The sequence below is a fragment of the Hydrocarboniphaga daqingensis genome, from assembly GCF_900129825.1.
In the GTDB taxonomy this organism is placed as follows: domain Bacteria; phylum Pseudomonadota; class Gammaproteobacteria; order Nevskiales; family Nevskiaceae; genus Hydrocarboniphaga; species Hydrocarboniphaga daqingensis.
This window is the reverse complement of record NZ_FQWZ01000002.1, coordinates 411,808-427,320: the sequence shown is the minus strand read 5'-3', so window position 1 is coordinate 427,320 and position 15,513 is coordinate 411,808. Positions and strand designations below refer to the sequence as shown.

General features: G+C 67.2%; 12 protein-coding genes. 6 read left to right on the top strand and 6 right to left on the bottom strand.

The features are described 5' to 3' along the window. The first annotated feature begins 412 nt into the window (after positions 1-412). The gene (locus BUB09_RS04935) at positions 413-886 is read left to right on the top strand and encodes a DUF2721 domain-containing protein (RefSeq protein ID WP_072894921.1); all 474 of its coding nucleotides are present in this window, start codon (positions 413-415) and stop codon (positions 884-886) included. Positions 887-904: 18 nt separating this feature from the next. On the opposite strand, the gene BUB09_RS04930 is transcribed toward BUB09_RS04935, so the two are convergent. Beyond that, entirely contained in the window at positions 905-3,217 is a 2,313-nt protein-coding gene (locus BUB09_RS04930; protein ID WP_072894919.1) for an NADP-dependent malic enzyme, read from the bottom strand. 332 nt (positions 3,218-3,549) lie between these two features. Between BUB09_RS04930 and BUB09_RS04925 the strand changes: the two genes are divergently transcribed. Then, complete coding sequence (locus tag BUB09_RS04925; RefSeq protein WP_072894916.1) at positions 3,550-4,872, top strand: dicarboxylate/amino acid:cation symporter; 1,323 nt, start codon at positions 3,550-3,552, stop codon at positions 4,870-4,872. A gap of 82 nt (positions 4,873-4,954) precedes the next feature. Beyond that, positions 4,955-6,262, top strand: a complete 1,308-nt coding sequence (locus BUB09_RS04920) for an MFS transporter (RefSeq protein WP_072894913.1) — start codon at positions 4,955-4,957, stop codon at positions 6,260-6,262. Between the two features lie 55 nt (positions 6,263-6,317). On the opposite strand, the gene BUB09_RS04915 is transcribed toward BUB09_RS04920, so the two are convergent. Together BUB09_RS04915 and BUB09_RS04910 are read right to left on the bottom strand one after the other, a co-directional pair. Further along, positions 6,318-7,013: a TerC family protein gene (locus BUB09_RS04915; protein WP_072894910.1), complete on the bottom strand. Its 696-nt coding sequence runs from the start codon at positions 7,011-7,013 to the stop codon at positions 6,318-6,320. A gap of 69 nt (positions 7,014-7,082) precedes the next feature. Further along, positions 7,083-7,583 (bottom strand): acyl-CoA thioesterase, encoded by a 501-nt coding sequence (locus BUB09_RS04910; RefSeq protein ID WP_072894907.1) that lies wholly within the window; start codon positions 7,581-7,583, stop codon positions 7,083-7,085. A gap of 87 nt (positions 7,584-7,670) precedes the next feature. On the opposite strand from BUB09_RS04910, the gene BUB09_RS04905 reads away from it, so the two are divergent. Beyond that, positions 7,671-8,537, top strand: coding sequence for a PA4780 family RIO1-like protein kinase (locus tag BUB09_RS04905; RefSeq protein WP_072894905.1), 867 nt, complete (start codon positions 7,671-7,673; stop codon positions 8,535-8,537). Positions 8,538-8,568: 31 nt separating this feature from the next. On the opposite strand, the gene BUB09_RS04900 is transcribed toward BUB09_RS04905, so the two are convergent. Together BUB09_RS04900 and tyrS are read right to left on the bottom strand one after the other, a co-directional pair. Continuing rightward, positions 8,569-9,108: a GNAT family N-acetyltransferase gene (locus BUB09_RS04900; protein WP_072894902.1), complete on the bottom strand. Its 540-nt coding sequence runs from the start codon at positions 9,106-9,108 to the stop codon at positions 8,569-8,571. Between the two features lie 73 nt (positions 9,109-9,181). Next, positions 9,182-10,387: a tyrosine--tRNA ligase gene (gene tyrS, locus BUB09_RS04895; protein ID WP_072894899.1), complete on the bottom strand. Its 1,206-nt coding sequence runs from the start codon at positions 10,385-10,387 to the stop codon at positions 9,182-9,184. A 261-nt stretch (positions 10,388-10,648) separates the two neighbouring features. On the opposite strand from tyrS, the gene BUB09_RS04890 reads away from it, so the two are divergent. After that, positions 10,649-12,013, top strand: coding sequence for an OapA family protein (locus BUB09_RS04890; protein WP_245793135.1), 1,365 nt, complete (start codon positions 10,649-10,651; stop codon positions 12,011-12,013). A gap of 35 nt (positions 12,014-12,048) precedes the next feature. Next, positions 12,049-13,167, top strand: coding sequence for an anhydro-N-acetylmuramic acid kinase (locus BUB09_RS04885; RefSeq protein WP_072894896.1), 1,119 nt, complete (start codon positions 12,049-12,051; stop codon positions 13,165-13,167). Positions 13,168-13,179: 12 nt separating this feature from the next. Here the strand turns inward: BUB09_RS04885 and BUB09_RS04880 are convergent, their stop codons facing one another. Then, complete coding sequence (locus BUB09_RS04880) at positions 13,180-15,357, bottom strand: primosomal protein N' (protein ID WP_072894895.1); 2,178 nt, start codon at positions 15,355-15,357, stop codon at positions 13,180-13,182. Positions 15,358-15,513: the final 156 nt, after the last annotated feature.

Here is a 15,513-nt window from a genome sequence, read left to right as displayed (position 1 = left end):
CCCCGGGAGAAGGTGGCGCGTAGCGCCGGATGAGGGCGTTCGAGCATCGAGCTTGGCTTCAGTCTCAGACACCCTCACCCCTGCCCCTCTCCCGGCGGGAGAGGGGTGAAAAGCCGGGCCGCCGCTGCTCCGCTGCCGGTCGCGAGGTCTCAGATTCTTGCGACGTTACATGAGATTCGTGCGCTTGCAGCCTGATTTAATTGGGACTAGTCTCGCTCCCAACTCACTTGGAGCTTGGCGATGACGAGCCCTGTACGCGATCTGTTGTTCCGTCCGGCCGCCGCACCCCCGTCGCCAGCGCCAGCGCCCACAACGTCGGCACCCCGGGGCAGCGCGCCCCGGTCGGAGTTGCAGCAGATCTTCGAGCGTCTCGCCCAGCCGGCACCCGCCCGCTGAGCCCGAGGCGGCCCGGGTGATCAACGACGCAACGGTCGGCTCGATCGCCCATGTGATCCAGCTTGCGGTGGCGCCGGTGTTCCTGCTGACCGGCGTCAGCGGCATGTTGGGCGTGCTGACCAATCGGCTGTCGCGGCTGGTCGACCGGGCCCGCAAGCTCGACGCCGAGCTGTCCGGCGAAGACGAATGGCGCGTGCAGCTGCTGCGTCAGTGGCTCAAGGATCTGGCGCGGCGGACGCGGCTGATCAGCTGGGCAATCAGCCTGTGCATCGGCTGCGCGGTGATGGTCGCCAGCGTCGTTGTGCTGCTGTTCGTCAGCAGCGTGGCCGACGTGCGCTTGGGCGGCGTGATCGCCGCGCTGTTCATCGGCGCGATGGTGGCGCTGATTGCCGGCCTGCTGTGCTTCATGCGCGAGATCTACCTGGCCACCAGCCAGCTGCGCATCGGCGAACCCGAGCGCCCGGCGGTGCTGAAAGCCAGCCCGCCGTAGCGCCGCCGCTGCGCGGTATCAGCCGCGTGCGAGGTTGGCTTCGGCCACGGTCAGCGCGGTCATGTTGACGATGCGACGCACCGTGGTGCTCGGCGTCAGGATATGCACCGGCGCTGCGCAACCCAGCAGGATCGGTCCGACCGCGACGTTGTTGCCGGCCGCGGTCTTGAGCAGGTTGTAGGCGATGTTGGCCGCGTCGATGTTCGGCATCACCAGCAGGTTGGCCGGGCCTTCGAGCGTGGTCTCGGGCAGGATGCGCTTGCGCAGCGCTTCGTCGAGCGCGCAGTCGCCGTGCATTTCACCGTCCACTTCCAGATCCGGTGCCGCTTCACGCAACAACGCCAGCGTGCGGCGCATCTTGATCGCCGACGGCGAGTCGTAGCTGCCGAAGTTGCTGTGCGACAGCAGCGCCACTTTCGGCGTCAGGCCGAAACGCGTCACCGCTTCGGCGGCCATCTGCGTGATTTCGGCGAGCTGCTCGGCGGTTGGGTCGACGTTGACGTGCGTGTCGACGATGAACACCTGGCGCGTCGGCAGAATCAGTGCATTCATCGCCGCATACACGCTGGTGCCGGCCGCTTTGCCGATCGTGCGATCGATGAACTGCAAGTGCCGGGCGGTGCCGCTGATCGTGCCGCAGATCATGCCGTCGGCCTCGCCCTTGCGCAGCAGCATCGAGGCGATCAGCGTGCTGCGACGACGCATCTCCAGTTGCGCGTATTGCGCGGTGACGCCGCGGCGCGCCATCAGCTGGTGATACTCCTCCCAGTATTCGCGATAGCGCGGATCGTGAGCGGTGTTGATGATCGTCAGCTGCTCGGACTTCAAGCGCAGGCCGAAGCGGCGGATGCGCTCTTCGATCACCGCCGGGCGGCCGACCAGCACCGGCCGCGCGAGCTTTTCGTCGACCAGAATCTGTGCCGCGCGCAGCACACGCTCTTCTTCGCCTTCGGCGAACACGATGCGGCTGCGCTCCGGCGCGGCCTTGCGCGCCGCGTCGTAGACCGGCTTCATGAACGTGCCGCTCTGATAGACGAACTGCTGCAGCTTCTGGCGGTAGGCTTCGAAGTCCGTGATCGGGCGTGAAGCCACGCCGCTGTCCATCGCCGCTTGCGCCACGGCCGGCGCGATCTGCACGATCAAGCGCGGATCAAACGGCTTGGGGATGATGTATTCCGGGCCGAACGACAGGCCTTCGATCGCGTAAGCGGCAGCGACGACGTCGCTCTGCTCCATCCGTGCCAGCGCGGCGATCGCGCGCACGGCGGCGATCTCCATCTCGCGCGTGATCGTCGTGGCGCCGGCATCGAGCGCACCACGAAAGATGAACGGGAAGCACAGCACGTTGTTGACCTGATTCGGATAGTCCGTGCGGCCGGTGGCGATGATCGCGTCACTGCGCACGGCCTTGACCTCTTCCGGCAGGATCTCCGGCGTCGGGTTGGCCAGCGCGAAGATCATCGGCCGATCGGCCATCGACGCGACCATCGGCGCCTTCAGCACGCCGCCGGCCGACAAGCCGAGGAACATATCGGCGCCCTGAATCACTTCGGCCAGCGTGCGCAACTCGGTGGGCTGTGCAAAGCGCGCCTTGTCCGGGTCCATCAGCTCCGTGCGGCCCTGATAGACCACGCCGGCCAGATCGGTCAGCCAGATGTGCTCGATCGGCAGGCCCAGGTCGACCAGCAGATCGACGCAGGCCAGCGCCGCGGCACCAGCGCCGCTGACGACCAGCTTGATCTCGCGGATGTCCTTGCCGAGCACTTGCAGACCATTGAGCGTTGCCGCACCGACGATGATCGCGGTGCCATGCTGATCGTCATGGAACACCGGGATCTTCATTCGCGCGCGCAGCTTGCGCTCGACTTCGAAGCATTCCGGCGCCTTGATGTCTTCGAGATTGATGCCGCCGAACGTCGGCTCCAGCGCGGCGATGACCTCGACCAGCTTGTCCGGATCGCGCTCGTTGATTTCGATGTCGAACACGTCGATGCCGGCGAACTTCTTGAACAGCACGGCCTTGCCTTCCATCACCGGCTTGGCAGCGAGCGGGCCGATCGCACCCAGGCCCAGCACGGCCGTACCGTTGGTGATCACGCCGACCAGATTGCCGCGCGCGGTGTAGCGGAATGCATTGACCGGATCGCTGACGATCTCCTCACAAGCGGCCGCAACGCCGGGCGAATAGGCCAGCGCCAGGTCGTGCTGGTTGGTCAGCTGTTTGGTGGCGCTGACCGCAAGCTTTCCGGGCGTCGGGAACTCGTGATAATCGAGCGCGGCCTGGCGGAGACTCTCGCGGACCTTGCTGGGAACGGACGCTGGTTGGCTCATCGGGCTCTCATCGTGTGACGGCAAGCGCGGCGCGGTCGGAAGCCTGCAGGGGCTCGGCGGGCCGCAACGCGGGGCGATCGGTGCGACCTTGCGGGTTGGCGGGTCGCGAAGCGCGGCGATTATACGGGCTGGCGGCACGGTGCCCCGATCGCTTTCACAGCACCAGCCGATCACGCCCATCGAACTCGCGGCATCATCGGGCGCCGCGCCGCGGGCTATTTGCCTGTGGCCGGCGCCGGTCCACTATCGGCGCCATCGCCAGCACCCCATACGCCGTACGGACCCACCGGCCGGCGCAGCGCATGGGGCACCGTGAACACTGGAGCCACACCATGAGTCCGTCACCGCAAGCCGACGCCGCGCCCCATGGCGGCTCGTTCAAGCGCCTGTACCTATGGGTACTGCTGGCGATCGTCATCGGCGGCGCCATCGGCCATTACGCACCCGATACTGGCGTCGCGCTCAAGCCGCTGGGCGACGGCTTTATCGGCCTGATCAAGATGCTGATCGCGCCGATCATTTTTCTGACCGTGGTGATGGGCATCGCCGGCGTCGCCGACGTGAAGAAGGTCGGACGCGTCGGCGTCAAGGCGATCCTGTACTTCGAAGTCGTATCGAGTGTGGCGCTGCTGATCGGCTTGTTGGTGGTGAATCTGCTCAAGCCGGGCGCCGGCTTCAATGTTGACCCTGCGACGCTCGATGCCGGCGCCGTCGCGCGCTACGCGCAAGCCGCGCACGACCAGAGCACGGTCGGCTTTCTGCTGCACATCATTCCCAAGACGTTCACCGACGCCTTCACCGGCGACGGCGACTTGCTGCAAGTGCTGCTGGTGGCACTGCTGTTCGGCTTTGCGTTGAGCGCGCTGGGCGCGCAGGGGCAACCGGTGCTGTCGTTGTTCGATGCGATCTCGACAGTGTTCTTCCGGATGATGACGATGATCATGCGGCTGGCGCCGATCGGCGCCGGCGGCGCGATGGCGTTCACGATCGGCAAGTACGGTCTCGACAGCCTCGGCCCGCTGGCGCGGCTGATGGGCAGCTTCTATCTGGCCTGCGTGCTGTTCGTCGTGCTGGTGCTCGGTGCGATCGCGTGGCTTGGCGGCTTTTCGATCTTCCGTTTCCTGCGCTACATCCGCGACGAGTTGCTGCTGGTGCTGGGGACGTCGTCGTCGGAATCAGCGTTGGTACCGCTGATGCACAAGCTGGAGCGGCTCGGCTGCAGTCGCTCGGTCGTCGGTCTGGTCGTACCCAGCGGCTATTCGTTCAATCTCGACGGCACCAACATCTACCTGACGATGGCGGCGATCTTCGTTGCCCAAGCCTTGAACGTGGAGCTGAGTCTGACCCAGGAACTGACGTTGCTGGCCGTGGCGATGCTGACGTCCAAGGGCGCGTCGGGCGTCACGGGCGCCGGCTTCATCACGCTGGCCGCAACACTGGCCGTGGTGCCGTCGGTACCGGTCGCCGGGCTCGCGCTGATCCTCGGCATCGACCGCTTCATGAGCGAGGCACGCGCGCTGACCAACCTGATCGGCAATGGCGTGGCGACGATCATCGTCGCGCGCTGGGAGAACGAGCTGGATCGTCCGCAACTGGCGCGTGCGCTGGCGGCCGGGCCCGACGCGGCTCCAACTTCGGCCGAGGCATCTCGCTGACATCGGGCGCTGCGACAAGTCCGCGATCCATAGCCGTGCGTCGCAGTCCATCGGTTAGGCTCCGGGCATTACCGCCAAGGACATGCGCATGAGCACACCCGATCCCCAGCGGCCCATCGGCGGCACCGCATGGCGCCTGCAGTCGATCTTCCGCGGATCGGTGGGCAACTTGGTCGAGTGGTACGACTGGTACGTCTACTCGGCGTTTTCGCTGTATTTCGCCAAGGCATTCTTTCCGAGCGGCGATCTGACGGCGCAGCTATTGAACACGGCGGCGGTGTTCGCGGTCGGCTTTCTGATGCGGCCGATCGGCGGCTGGCTGATGGGCTTGTACGCCGACCGGCGTGGCCGCAAGGCGGCGCTGCTGTTGTCGGTGTATCTGATGTGCGGCGGCTCGCTGATCATCGCGCTGACACCCAGCTACGCGACGATCGGCGTGGCGGCGCCGGCACTGCTGTTGCTCGCGCGGCTGCTGCAAGGGCTGTCGGTCGGCGGTGAATACGGCACGTCGGCGACCTACCTCAGCGAGATGGCGACCGCGCAGCATCGCGGTTTTTATTCGAGCTTCCAGTACGTGACGCTGATCATGGGCCAGCTGCTCGCGCTGGCCGTGCTGATCCTGCTGCAGCGCGTGCTGCTAACGGCCGAGCAACTCGATCAGTGGGGATGGCGGATTCCGTTCGTGATCGGTGCGGCGGCGGCGCTGGTGGCACTGCTGCTGAGACGCGGCATGTCCGAAACCAGCGCCTACCAACGCGCCGCCCAGCGCTCAGCGGCCGGCACGATGCGGCGACTGCTGCAGCACCCGCGACAGCTGGCGACCGTGGTCGGGCTGACGATGGGCGGCACGCTGGCGTTCTACACGTACACGACCTACATGCAGAAATACTTGGTCAACAGCGCCGGCATGAGCAAGGCCGATGCGACGCTGATATCCGCATCGACGCTGTTTCTGTTCATGCTGCTGCAGCCGCTGGTCGGTGCGCTGTCGGATCGCATCGGCCGGCGTCCGGTGCTGATCACGTTCGGCGTGCTGGGCACGCTGCTGACAGTGCCGATCCTGACCGCACTGGGCGAAGTCAAAACGCCGATGGCTGCGTTCTGGCTGATCTTATCGGCGCTGGTGATCGTCAGCGGTTACACGGCGATCAACGCCGTGGTCAAAGCCGAGTTGTTTCCAACCGAGATTCGCGCGCTCGGCGTCGGTCTGCCGTATGCGGTGACCGTGTCGGTGTTCGGCGGCACGGCCGAATACATCGCGCTGTGGTTCAAGAGCATTGGCCATGAAAGCGGCTTCTACTGGTACGTGACCGCCTGCATCGGCTGCTCGCTGCTGGTGTACGTGACGATGCGCGATACCCGGCAGCATTCAATGATCAGCGACGACTAAGGCGCGACGGCAGCGCACCGTGCGCACGGCGACACCGGTTAACGCGCGAACAGTGTCAACCGGGCCCGGCAGCGGCGCGCTGGCGACGCGCCAAGGTCAGGCCGGTGGCCATCACCAGCAACGCGCCGGCCACCGATGAGAGCGTGTGCGACCAGGCCGGCCATGCGGCAGCCCAGCGGTGCAGCGCCGGGTCTTCGATCCACAGGCCGCCGGCGATCCAGCCGAGCAGCGCGCCACCGATGACGATCACGATCGGATAGCGGTCCATCAGCGCCAGCACCAGCTTGCTGCCCCAGACGATGATCGGGACGCTGATCGCGATGCCGAGCGCGACCAGCCCGATACGGCCGTCGGCGGCGCCGGCAATCGCGATCACGTTGTCCAGACTCATTACCGCGTCGGCGACGATGATCGTGCGGATCGCGGTCAGCAGATGCGCGCTGGCGGCGACCTCGGGCTCGTCGTCGCGGTCGGGCACCAGCAGCTTGATGCCGATGTAGATCAGCAGCGCGGCGCCGACCAGTTTCAGATACGGCAGCGCCAGCAGCTGCACCGCAAAGAAGATCAACAGGATGCGCAGGCCGATCGCACCCGCCACGCCCCACAGGATACCGCGGTTGCGTTGCTGCGGCGGCAGCTTGCGGCAGGCCAGCGCAATGACGACGGCGTTGTCGCCGCCGAGCAGGATGTCGATCAGGATGATCTGGAGGACGGCGATCAGCAGTCCAGAATCCAGCGTCAGTGCGTGCATGGGGCAGGGGCAGTCGAAAACGGCGCCTAGTGTGCACTGCGCCGGATGAATCCGGGGCGCCGTTGAACTTCAGGCCGTGGCGGCCGACGCGCCGGGCAGGTCGGCGCGCTCGATGTCGTCGAGCTGGCGGCGCAGCGCCTGGCGGCGGCGCGACGCGGCGAAGCGCCGCTGTTCTTCAGGCGTGGACGGCTGGAACGGCGGCACCGTCGTCGGCCGGCGATCGTCGCCGACGGCCACCATCGTGAAAAAGCAGCTGTTGGCGTGGCGCACGACCTTGTTGCGGATGTCTTCGGCGATGACCTTGATGCCGACTTCCATCGACGTGGTGCCGGTGTAGTTGACCGAGGCCATGAACGTGACCAGCTCGCCGACGTGAATCGGCTGGCGGAACACCACGCGGTCAACCGACAGCGTCACCACGTAGGCGCCGGCGTAGCGGCTGGCGCAGGCGTAGGCGACCTGGTCGAGCAGCTTCAGGATCGTGCCGCCGTGGACATTGCCGGTGAAATTGGCCATGTCGGGCGTCATCAGCACGGTCATTTCCAGCTGGTGGTTGGGCAGGCTCCTCATGGTGTCGGCGTTCCTTGCAGTTGCGAGCGGCTTGCCGCAGCAGGTTTCGCGCCACGGCCACTCCGGCGAGCGGCTAGACTGGCCGCAATGAAAATCCCCAAAGCGCTGCAGCCGCTGATCGAAGACGGCATCGTCGACCGCGTCGTCCGGCAACTCAAGAGCGGCAAGGAAGCCTCGGTCTTCCTGGTCGACTGCGGCGGGCGCATCCGCTGCGCCAAGGTCTACAAGGAGGCCGAGCAGCGCGGCTTCCAGAATCTCGCGCAGTACCAAGAAGGCCGCAAGGCGCGCGGCAGCCGCGACGAGCGCGCGATGGGCAAGCGCAGCCGTCACGGCCGCAAGCAGTCGCAAGAAGAATGGAAGAGCGCTGAAGTCGACGCGCTGTATCGACTCGATGCAGCCGGCGTGCGCGTGCCCAAGCCCTACGGCTACTACGACGGCGTGCTGGTGATGGAAGTGATCGCCGACGAGCACGGCGAAGCAGCACCGCGGCTCAACGACGTGCAGCCGACGCCGGAGCAAGCGCGGCAATGGCATGAGTTTCTGATCCGCCAGATCGTGCTGATGCTGTGCGCCGGCCTGATTCACGGTGACTTGTCGGAGTTCAACGTGCTGCTCGGCACCGACGGCCCGGTGATCATCGACCTGCCGCAGGCGGTCGACGCGTCGAGCAACAACAATGCGTTCCGGATGCTGGAGCGCGACGTCGGCAATATGACCGCTTACTGTGGCCGCGTCGCGCCCGAACTGCTGACCACGCAGTACGCGCACGAAATCTGGCACTTGTACCAGCGCGCCGAACTACGACCCGACACGGTGCTGACCGGCTGCTTCGAGCACGACGACACCCAGGCCGACGTCGGCGACGTGATGCTGCATATCGAAGAAGCGCGGCGCGAAGCCGAGATCCGCCAGCGCGGCCGCGACGAAGCGGCAGCGGCCGACGCCGCCGACTAAACCGTCGATCGGCACGGCGCGCTCGGGCCGGCTAGTCGAGCGTCTTGTACATCGGCACGAATTCGATCGTCAGCCCCTCGCCGACCGGGTGATGGATCATCGCCCCGCTCTGATAACCCGATGCGCGATACAGCCTGACGCCGGGCAGCGTGGCCATCATCTCGCAGCGACGAAAGCCGGCGGCGCGTGCGGCCTGCTCGCAATGCGCCAGGATCGCGCGGCCGACGCCGCGCCGGGCGAACGCCGGGGCAATGAAGAACGCGCGGATCTTGGCCGCGTCGACGGCAGGGTCCAGCGCCGCCGCATCGCGGCCGCTGCGCGCATCGCCGCCGAACAGCGTGCGGCGCCAGCTCCAGCCGCCGCAGCCGGCGAGCTCGCCGCCGATTTCGGCGACGAAGTAGGTGCCGTCACGCAGCAACTGGGTGTCGACGCCGAACGCGCCCTGAAGCGCGGCCTCGATCTGCTCAGCGCGGTAATCGGCAGCGCCGAGCGTGCGAATCGAATCGGCGATCAGCTGTTGCAGCCGGTCGCGCTCGTCCAGGCGGGCCAGCCGCAGCATCGGCATGTGCATCGGACACCGCTCCGGCTGGGGGACTGGGCCGAACCTAGCAAGGCCCGCGCCGCGATCCGGCCAGCGGGCCCGGTCAGGCGGCGGCGACCACCAGCGTGGCGCGGGCGTAGCGGCGCGAGCCGACCTGCAGCAGATACTCGCCAGGCGCCAGCAACAGAGCCCGGTCCTCGACCCGCTCGTTGTTCACACGCACGGCTTTCTGCTCAACCATGCGGCCGCCGTCGGCATTGCTGGCGACCAGACCGGCCTCCTTGAGCACGCGCGGCAGCGCCAACCCTGTAGCCGGCACGGCGATCGTCACTTCGGGAATCTGGTCCGGCAGCGCGCCCTGGCTGAACTGGGCGATGAACGCGGCCTTGGCGGCTTCACCGGACCCGGCGCCGTGGAAGCGGTCGACGATCTCGATGCCCAGCGCCATCTTGACGTCGCGCGGGTTGGCGCCGCCGTCGACGGCAGCGCGCAGCGCGGCGATCTGGGCCAGCGGCTTGAAGCTCAGCAGCTCGTACCAGCGCCACATCAGCGTGTCGGAGACGCTCATGACCTTGCCAAACATCTCGCCGGCCGGGTCGGTCAGGCCGATGTAGTTGTTCAGCGACTTGCTCATCTTGTTGACGCCGTCGAGCCCTTCCAGGATCGGCACCGTCATGATGCATTGCGGCCGCTGGCCGTAGACGCTCTGCAGGTGGCGGCCCACCAGCAGGTTGAACTTCTGGTCGTTGCCGCCGAGCTCGACGTCGGCCTTCAGCGCCACCGAGTCGTAGCCCTGCAGCAGCGGATACAGGAACTCGTGGATCGCAATCGGCTGGCCGTCGCGGTAGCGGGTCTGGAAGTCGTCGCGCTCGAGCATCCGCGCGACCGTGTGCTGGGCGGCGAGCTTGAGCATGCCCTCGGTGCCCAGCGTGTCGAGCCAGCTGGAGTTGAACGCGATCGTGGTCCGCTCCGGGTCCAGGATCTTGAACACCTGCTCCTTGTAGGTCTGGGCGTTCTCTTCGACCTGCTGCCGCGTCAGCGGCTTGCGGGTTTCGTTCTTGCCGGTGGGGTCCCCGATCATGCCGGTGAAGTCCCCGATCAGAAAGATCGCCTCGTGGCCGAGCTCCTGAAAGGCACGCAATTTGTTAAGCAAAAGCGTGTGGCCCAAGTGCAGATCTTTTGCAGTTGGGTCAAAACCGGCCTTGATCTTCAAGCGAGTGCCGGTTTCTGTGGCCTTGGCCAGGCGGGCGCGGAACTCATCCCGGGGGATGATTTCATTGGTCGCGCGTTCGAGTTCTTCGAGTGACATGGGGGCGCCGATGTTGTGCCGTTCGTCTGTTCAGAATCCGGCCCGGTAGAGCCGTTGGGGTCGGAACAGCGACAGTTTGTTACAGAGATGTAGGGAACAAGCTCTTGCGGCAGGTCAGGATTCTGTGGTTTCTTACGGACCAGAGCATTCGGTCCAACGAAGACCGCAAACCCCTGTTGCGACTAATTACAGCTCTTTCACGAGCACCGAATGCGAGGCGACCGCTGTCGCCGCATTACCGCGTTTTAGACGGGTCGATGAATGAAATTTGATTATAGCGCAGCCGAACCGGCGCCCCGCCGTTCGGCTCACCGCATCGTATTGATTGTCGCGCTGTGCGGCGTCGGCATCGCCGCGCTGATGTCGCGCGAAACCTCGGCCAACCGCCACATGCCGGACTCGGCAATGGCCCCGATGCTGCTCGACGGCGACAACGCCGCCCGTTACGACGAGTCGATCCAGTCGGCTCTGACCGACTCCCTGGCCGTGCCGCAGGCCAGCGAATGGACCAACATCAAGGTCCGCAGCGGCGATACGCTGTCGACGATCTTCGACGCCCAGGGCTTGCCTCCCGATGAATGGATGGCGCTGCTCAAGCTCGGCGGCGACACGCTGGAACTCAAGCGTCTCAAGAGCGGCGAAGAGATCAAGATCCGCCGCGAAGGCGACCAGTTGCAGGAGTTGATTTACGCGCTGGACGAGCTGCGCACGTTGAACGTGCGTCGCGTCGACGACCAGTTCGAAGCCGTGACGCTGACCGCCGAAATCGAGCACCGCCAGGCGCAGGCCGCCGGCACGATCACCAGCTCGCTGTTCAACGACGGCGCCCGCGCCGGCCTGACCGACCGCATGGTCATGGAACTGGCCGAAATCTTCGGCTACGACGTCGACTTCGCACTCGACCTGCGCCAGGGCGACCGCTTTGCCGTGGTCTACGACGAGCTGTACAAGGGCGACAAGCGGATCCGCCTCGGCGACATCCTGGCGGCCGAATTCGTCAATCAGGGCAAGACCTACCGGGCGATCCGCCATGTCGGCGCCGACGGGCGCGTCGCCTACTACACGCCGGAAGGCCAGTCGCTGCGCAAGGCGTTCATCCGCACCCCGCTGGACGTGTGCCGGATCAGCTCGCCGTTCAACATGCGCCGCCGCCACCCGATCCTGAACACGATCCGCGCCCACAAGGGCGTTGACTATGCCGCCAGCGCCGGCACGCCGATCAAGGCCGTCGGCGACGCCAAGGTGGCGTTCGTCGGCAACAAGAACGGCTTCGGTCGCGTCGTCGTGCTGCAGCACGGCTCGCAGTACGAAACGCTGTATGCCCACATGTCGCGCTTCCGTCCGGGCCTCAGCGTCGGCCAGCGCGTCAGCCAGGGCCAGGTGATCGGCTACGTCGGCAGCTCGGGTCTGGCCACGGCGCCGCACCTGCACTTCGAATTCCATATCGGCAACAAGGTCGTCAACCCGGTCACCGTGGCGATGCCGCGCGCCAACCCGATCTCGGGCAGCGAATTGGCCAAGTTCAAGCTGTCGAGCAAGACGATGACGGCAGTGCTCGACCAGGTTAACGCCGGCCGCATGGCGGCGATGGCCGAGCCGGCCACCGCCAAGACCGTTACGCGCTGAATCCTCCCCGGTCACGACGACGCGCTTCGGCCGCGATGCCGACCGAACGCGCCATCGGGCTGATCTCGGGCACCAGCCAGGACGGCATCGACGCCGTGCTGGTGGAGTTTGACGACGGCCAGTTCCAACGCTTGCTGGCCACGCACACGGGCCAGTATCCCGCTGACATTCGTGCCCGGCTGCTGACGCTGGGCTACGAAGCCACGCCGGTCACGCTGGCCGAATATGCCGCGCTGGACCGCGCCGTCGCCGACGCCTTTGCCGACGCGGCGCTGGCGCTGATGGCGCTCGCCGGAGTCGGCCCCAGCCAGGTGCGGGCGCTCGGCAGCCACGGGCAGACGGTGTTCCACGACGCGGTCAACATCGGCAACAGCCTGCAGATCGGCGATCCGTCGCGTATCGCGGTCCGTACTGGGCTGCAGACGGTGGCCGACTTCCGTCGTGCCGACGTCGCGCTCGGCGGCCAGGGCGCGCCGCTGCTGCCGGTGCTGCACCATGCACTGTTCGCTTCGGATGAGCAGCCGCGAGCGGTGCTCAACCTCGGCGGGATCGCCAATCTGAGCCTGCTGCCCGGCACCGACCCCAATGCGGTGCGCGGCTTCGACTGCGGCCCCGCCAACGGCCTGATGGACGAATGGGCCGAGCAACATCTGGGCACGCGCTATGACGCCGACGGCGCGCTGGCGTCGCGCGGCACGGTTCACGAGCCGCTGCTGGCAGCGCTGCTGGCCGACCCCTACTTCGCGTTGGCGCCCCCGAAAAGCACCGGTCGCGGCTACTTCCGGCTCGACTGGGTCCGGGCTCGCTTTGCGGCGCTGGACACGCTGCCGGCGGCCGATGTCCAGCGCACGCTGTGCGAACTGACCGCGCGCAGCGCGCTCGACGCGCTGCGCGGCGCGATGCCGGACGCGCGCGAACTGCTGGTCTGCGGCGGCGGCGTTCGCAACGGCTTTTTGATGCAGCGTCTGGCGGCGCTGGCACCCGCGTCGTTGCTCGTGACGTCGACCGAAGCCCACGGGCTGCACCCGGACTGGGTCGAGGCGACCGCCTTCGCGTGGCTGGCACTGCAGCGGCTCGACGGCGGCGCCGGCAACCTGCCCAGCGTCACCGGCGCGCGGCGTGCTGCTGTGCTCGGCGGGGTGTTCGATCCCTGAGGCCGCGCGGCCTCAGTACAAGTCGATCGGATCCACGTCCAGCGACCAGCGCACTCCGCGCGCGCCGGGGATCGCGTCGAGTTCCAGCGTCCACGGCTTGAGCACGCGATGCAGCGAACTGCGGTCGGGCGACTGCAGCAGCAACTGCGCGCGATAGCGGCCGGCGCGGCGCTCCATCGGCGCCGGCACCGGGCCTAGCGCCTGCACCCCATCGACGGCTGGCAGCTGCGCCAGCGCCGCTTGAAGGAAGCCGATCGCATCGGCTTCGACGCGGGCTTCGGCGCGCAGCATCGCCAGATACGCATACGGCGGCAGCCCGGCGATCTGCCGCTCGGTCAGCAGCAGCTCGGCCAGCCCGTCATAGCCCTGCGTCACCAGCCGGCGCAGCGCCGGATGCTCGGGCTGATGGGTCTGTACCAGCACTTCACCGGGCCGGTCGGCACGTCCGGCGCGTCCGGCGACCTGGGTCAGCAGCTGACCCATGCGTTCCAGCGCGCGGAAGTCGACGCTGTACAGCGCTTGATCCGCGTCAACGATGCCGACCAGCGTCAGGCCGGCGAAGTCATGGCCCTTGGCCAGCATCTGCGTGCCGACCAGGATGTTCACCAGACCGTCGCGGGTGTCGCGCAGCAAGGCGTCGAGCTGGCGCAGGCTGCGCAGCCGGTCGGAGTCGAAGCGTTCGACGCGTGCGCCCGGGAAGCGTTCCCGCAGCGCCTCCTCGACGCGCTCGGTGCCCTGCCCCAGCGCCAGCAGCTGCCGCGACTGGCATTGCGGGCAGGCGCGCGGCGCCGCTTGGCGGGCGCCGCAGTGGTGGCAGATCAGCCGGCCGCGGCCGCGATGCCAGGTCATCCTTGAATCGCAGTGACGACATTGGGCGCTCCAGCCGCAGTCGTGGCACAGCAGCGTTGGCGCATAGCCACGCCGGTTGACGAACAGCAGCACCTGCCCGCCATCGGCCAGGTGCCGGCCGATCGCCGCCGACAACGGCGCTGACAAACCGTCCTGCAGATGCAGGCCTCGCACGTCGAGCAACTGCAGCTGCGGCGGCGGCACTTGGCGCACACGACGCGGCAAGCGCAGCCATTGATAGCGGCCGTTGACCGCGTGCTGCAGCGTCTCCAGCGACGGCGTCGCCGAGCCCAGCAGCACGGGCGCGCCCGCGCGCTGGGCGCGCAACACGGCCACGTCGCGTGCCGAATAGCGCAAGCCGTCCTGCTGCTTGAAGGACACGTCGTGCTCTTCGTCGACGATCACCAGCCCCAACCGCGGCAGCGGCAGCAGCACGGCCGAGCGGGTGCCGACGACGATCGCCAGTTCGCCGGTCGCGGCCCGCAACCACACTTGCGCCCGCTCGGCATCCGACAGCCCCGAATGCGATCCGGCCACGGCGACCGGCCCGAAGCGTTCACGGACCCGCTGCAGCAGCTGCGGCGTCAGGCCGATCTCGGGCACCAGCACCAGCACCTGTCGGCCGGCGGCCAGCGCCTCGGCGATCGCCCGCAGGTACACCTCGGTCTTGCCGCTGCCGGTGACGCCGTGCAGCAGGTGCACGCCAAAGCCCGGCGCCGCCTGCAAGGCCGCAACCGCGGCCGCTTGATCGGCGGTCAGCGCCGGCTGCGTGGCAGGCACCGGCACCGGGGCGGCGACCGCAGCGACCGTCTCGACGACCCAATGCGCATCGAGCGCACGGCGCAACACGGCGGCCGGTGCGGCGATCGCAGCGCGCAGCAGCGCGCCCTGGTCGGCCAGTTGCTGCAGCAGCACCCGCAAGCGCAGCGACCGCGCCGGCAGCGTCGCCAACGCGGCGCGCCCGGCGTCGGTCAGTGCATAGGCCGGCTCATGACGTATCCGCGCCGGCTCGTCGCTGCGCAAGGCCACCGGCAGCATCGCGGCGACGACCTCGCCGATCGGGTGGCGGTAGTAGTCGGCAATCCACTGCGCCAGCGCCAGCGCGTCGTCGGTCAGCAGCGGGGCCGGGTCGAGCGCCTGCAGCAGCTCACGGTAATGGCCGTCCGGCGCCGCTGGGTCGGGCTCGACACCGCTCCGCAACACGACCCCGGTCAGTTCGCGGCGTCCAAACGGCAGCCGCACCCGCATTCCCGGGTGCAGCACGAGGCCGTCCGGGACCCGGTAATCGAATGCCGTGTACAAGGGCACCGGAACGGCCACTGAAACCAGCAGGCCGCTCATGCCCGAAACTTGTGGATAACTTTGGGGAAAGAAATGTTGTCCACCGTGATGCCCAAGGTGCGCGGCAAGTCAAGCAAATTACCGGCGTCAACAGCAAAATTTTTTAGTTTCGACTATTCAGCTACTTACAGCACTGTTGCAAAGCGGTGACCAAAG

Bases quoted from the DNA above. Each gene is read 5' to 3' on its own strand.
- BUB09_RS04930 (WP_072894919.1), bottom strand. From the start codon at position 3,217: ATGAGCCAACCAGCGTCCGTTCCCAGCAAGGTCCGCGAGAGTCTCCGC.
- BUB09_RS04925 (WP_072894916.1), top strand. From the start codon at position 3,550: ATGAGTCCGTCACCGCAAGCCGACGCCGCGCCCCATGGCGGCTCGTTC.
- BUB09_RS04920 (WP_072894913.1), top strand. From the start codon at position 4,955: ATGCGCATGAGCACACCCGATCCCCAGCGGCCCATCGGCGGCACCGCA.
- BUB09_RS04915 (WP_072894910.1), bottom strand. From the start codon at position 7,013: ATGCACGCACTGACGCTGGATTCTGGACTGCTGATCGCCGTCCTCCAG.
- BUB09_RS04910 (WP_072894907.1), bottom strand. From the start codon at position 7,583: ATGAGGAGCCTGCCCAACCACCAGCTGGAAATGACCGTGCTGATGACG.
- BUB09_RS04905 (WP_072894905.1), top strand. From the start codon at position 7,671: ATGAAAATCCCCAAAGCGCTGCAGCCGCTGATCGAAGACGGCATCGTC.
- BUB09_RS04900 (WP_072894902.1), bottom strand. From the start codon at position 9,108: ATGCACATGCCGATGCTGCGGCTGGCCCGCCTGGACGAGCGCGACCGG.
- tyrS (WP_072894899.1), bottom strand. From the start codon at position 10,387: ATGTCACTCGAAGAACTCGAACGCGCGACCAATGAAATCATCCCCCGG.
- BUB09_RS04890 (WP_245793135.1), top strand. From the start codon at position 10,649: ATGAAATTTGATTATAGCGCAGCCGAACCGGCGCCCCGCCGTTCGGCT.
- BUB09_RS04885 (WP_072894896.1), top strand. From the start codon at position 12,049: ATGCCGACCGAACGCGCCATCGGGCTGATCTCGGGCACCAGCCAGGAC.
- BUB09_RS04880 (WP_072894895.1), bottom strand. From the start codon at position 15,357: ATGAGCGGCCTGCTGGTTTCAGTGGCCGTTCCGGTGCCCTTGTACACG.